Origin of the sequence: Marivita sp. (assembly GCF_020055635.1) — a bacterium.
Taxonomy (GTDB): Bacteria; Pseudomonadota; Alphaproteobacteria; order Rhodobacterales; family Rhodobacteraceae; genus Marivita.
In genome coordinates this window covers 1-3,729 of sequence record NZ_JAIPUT010000143.1, presented here as the reverse complement: position 1 = coordinate 3,729, position 3,729 = coordinate 1, and the positions used below count along the sequence as shown (strand labels likewise).

General features: G+C 51.1%; 3 protein-coding genes. All 3 read right to left on the bottom strand.

Annotation, left to right across the window (positions count from 1 at the left end; all coding sequences use genetic code 11):
- Positions 1–950 (bottom strand): LamG-like jellyroll fold domain-containing protein (locus LCF60_RS23765; RefSeq protein ID WP_292295008.1); only part of this gene is annotated, 950 nt, incomplete at its 3' end.
- Positions 951–954: 4 nt separating this feature from the next.
- A complete protein-coding gene (locus LCF60_RS23760) occupies positions 955–2,679 on the bottom strand; it encodes a hypothetical protein (RefSeq protein WP_292295007.1) in 1,725 nt (574 codons plus the stop codon).
- 108 nt (positions 2,680–2,787) lie between these two features.
- A partial coding sequence (locus tag LCF60_RS23755) for a hypothetical protein (protein ID WP_292295006.1) occupies positions 2,788–3,729 on the bottom strand: 942 nt, incomplete at its 5' end.

The window sequence follows — 3,729 nt, the reverse complement described above, 5'->3', positions numbered from 1 at the left end:
CCGCTGACCCCACTCACGTCGATTTCCTGAGTGACAATGGGGTTTAGTTGACCAGAATCACGCCGTAACTCTACGGCAGTGGTAAAACCACTCGGTAAAGAATCTGTGATTGCATCAACGTAGTTAGCGCCACCCGTCTCGTTGAGTATTGTCCAACCCGTAAATGAATCGTTGGTTTGGTCATCTGCGGTGCCTGTGAAGTCCGCAAAGTTGCCGTTTGTGATTAGCTCTGGTCTGCCCCACTTATTCTCAGGATGCTCCGCCAGCCACGCCTCGATGCCCTGCTCTGCGATTGCGGCGGCTTCGGTGGCGGACAGGGCGCGGTTGAAAATGGAGGTATTTCTTAGCTCAAATTTACTTGAGCTGACAAAATTTATCGAACTACCAGCAAACCTTGCCCCGATCAATCCGTGATTATAGACTTCTGTGTAAGTTCCCGTTTTTGGAACATCAACCGAAAGCGGCACCACTTCTCCATTAACCAGCAATGAAATAACAGGAGTGCCAAGAATATCCTCAAATGTAATAGAGTAATGTCGCCAAACCCCGTCCGTGTAGTCATTAGACGTGCTAACTGCATAATAATCTCCTGAATTCGATTTAAGGTTAATAAAAAATCCGGAGTTACGTAAAAGAACTCCCCAACCTGAAGTAGTCCATCCACCGTAGGCGATAACATCATTATTGGTATGAATTGTCTTTGCCCAAAACGAAACTGTCTTATCTCCATTGAGTAACGAGAACTCATCGCCAATTTCAGCAAACTCACTCTGCCCTCCATCTAACGCCACACCCCCCGCAAAGGCCCTGCGGTTGTCGGCTGCGATGCGGGCGGCCGTTAGCTGCGCTTCGCGGGCGTCGAGCTGGGTGGTGGATTCTACATCCAGTTCGCCGCGCACTTGAGCGGGGTCTTGAAATTCCAGGTCAGAGTTGAATCGTTTTGTAGCCATAAAATTATGCGGTTATGTTCGAGTCCAGCATCAGGTCTCCGCCTGAAGGCGTAATGTTTGCATCCACGTCATGAGTTGCGACCAGATCGGAGCCTATGCGCACTGTTTGCGTATCAGGTGAGTCAATACACTTTGCTACGCCTGTGCCGTCCTCTGCGGTCTCGATGATGACCCCATCAAGCTGCACGGTCCCTGTGACACCTGTGCCGTAGCTGATGCCCGTTGTCGCGCTGTTGGTGTCGGCGTTGGTGGCTTTCAGGCGGCTGTTGAATATCTTGAGCGAGCCGGACCAGTTGTCTGAAAGAGAAACCACCGTGCCGTCTAATTCCGTCGATTCATGGCGGCTATTTTCAATCGTGAGTGACCCCGCGTTAGAGAGAACGATGGGCGGATCTGAAACGCCATCAGTCGACTGGTCTGCATTGCGAATTGTTATATTGCCACCATCGCAATAAATACTACCGCCAGCATTGCCAGCCGTTAGATTGCCGTTATCGCAATAAATACCACTCCCAGCATTGCCAGCCGTTAGATTGCCGTCATCGCAATAAATAATACCCCCAGCATTGCCAGCCGTTAGAGTGCCGTTATCGCAAACAATACTACCGCCAGCATTGCCAGCCGTTAGAGTGCCGCCAGTGCAAACAATATCACCAACAGCATCCATGTCAGGCATATCAATGACAGTGCTAGAGTTCCCACAATTGATCGACTGGCACAGTCCGCTGCCCTTAACTGTTATCGCCGTGTTAATCGAGAACGCGGGCAGGATCGCACCGTCGATGCCCTGATACGTCACACCGTCGACCCCGCCCAACGCCGTCTCCGCGCTGTAATCGCCGGGCAAAACAAGAATTGTGTCTCCATCTGCTGCCGCTCCCTCTGCCGCTGTCACGGTCTGAAATGGAAATAAATAGCTGTATTTGCTCAGGTTGCCCCGCGTGTCTGTAGATACCGCAGAGCTGCCGTCCACGTAGATCGTTTTCCCGGAGACGAAGTCGCTAGCGTAAAGGGCCGAAGCAACGAACGGCTGCGTCGTTTGCCCGTTGACGATGACCTCACAGCGCACCGAAACACTTTGCTGCGTGACTGTCTCTGGCCCAATGCTCCCAGAAAGTTCAAGCTCAAGGGTTGAGTCTATCCTACTGTCTCCACTTTCCGATACAGCGATAAACATATCGATGACAGCGACAGACAGCGTCCCCTCCCAGCCTTTGTCACCTCCTGTCGCGGTCTCGTCGAACGTGGAAAAATTATCGGAAAATGCCAAGGGTCCCGCCTTTAGCCGGACTACCCAAATCTCGCTTGTCCCGTCCCAGTCTTTCACTTGCTCCGCTGTGGCCGTGCTGTTAGGCGTGAGCGCGTTGTTAGCGATTCCGAGGGTTTGCCCCGGGTCGGACGAAAAGGTGATGCTGTAGATTTCCCCAGCCGTCCCTCGAACGGATATATCGGCGGCAAGCGATCCGGTGATACCTGCAATTTGGCTTGGGGTCGGGATGGCATCCCATTGCAGCGAAACTGCACCTGATCCGGTGAGGTCATAGCTTCCACCAGTCGGCCCGGCGCAATCGCCAATCGCGAGTTTTGGTGTGATCGTCCCGTCCCCGCTGGCCGGGTCAAGACCGCCCTCGAAGTTGCGGCCTACCAGCACGATGCGAAGAGGCTCCACGTCGCCGACTACCATCTCACCTACTTCGGTAGGAGTGAGCTGGTTTCTGCCAGTCACCATGCGGGAAATTCGGGAGATGGAGCGATCAAAATATAAAGTCCTAGCCATAATTTACCTTGTATCAGTTAACCAATACGCTTCAAGAATATATTTCGGTTGCCTCGGTAATCATTCGGGGTAGGTGTAAAGTTCGGTCGCCTCAAAATCAAACTCCAGCTCGAACCGATCGATTCTTTGCGGCCCAAACTCATCATCAAAAAATGAAGCCAATAAAATTTCCGCATCGATGGTTTCGCCCAAAAGCTCGATCTGATGTGTTTCTTGGAGCAGGACATTTTGGTGGTCATCTGCAATCTCTGGGAAAGGCTCATATACTGGGTCGCCAGTGGTATATTCTCTATATACGAGCAAGGACGCATACCCTGTAGCTAGAGCAGACCTAATGTTGATGTAAACCTCAGACGAGCCATCGGGGAGAATGTGTATAAATTTTATTTCTATGTCATGAGCGGCGTATGATTTAGCCATGGACCCAGGAAAAAAACGATCAAACGGAAATTCTTCGGCTTGTGTGATATCTACAACGAAATCTGTTTCGATTCCTGTTTCGCTGTCTGTGTAGATCTTAGATATAGATTGGGTGGACAGGCTGTAGTCCGTCTCGACAATAACATCTATTGTCGGCCTAATGCCTACACCTATATAAAGTGCCTCATTCGCTCCATGAGGCGTTACGTCGTCCGGGTCTATTTCTAAGGTCCTTGGCTCGCCTGGCACGTTTGACTCGGACAAATTTACAGCCAAAGCGGAGTCAACTACACACACTCGCTCTTGCGGCTTTTTGAGTTTTCTTGTTTCGACCCAGCCATTTTCCCTTTGCTCGCCTGACACCCTTTCATCGAATTCTATCTCTCCTCTTATTAAATGAAAGTCGCCGCTCACTTCGCTCGTTGCATCCGTGATAACAAGCCATTCGTCTAGAGATTCTACAAACTCCGAAGCCTTCGCGGAAATCCGACTCGTCACACTCATCGTTTTGCTGTTCCACAGAGCGTCATGAACTTTATCCGTCCACGCCTTGTCCTTTTCGACCTTGAAGACCGTTGGCGG

Coding starts and splice junctions, on each gene's coding strand:
- LCF60_RS23760 (WP_292295007.1), bottom strand. CDS start 2,679: ATGGTGACTGGCAGAAACCAGCTCACTCCTACCGAAGTAGGTGAGATG.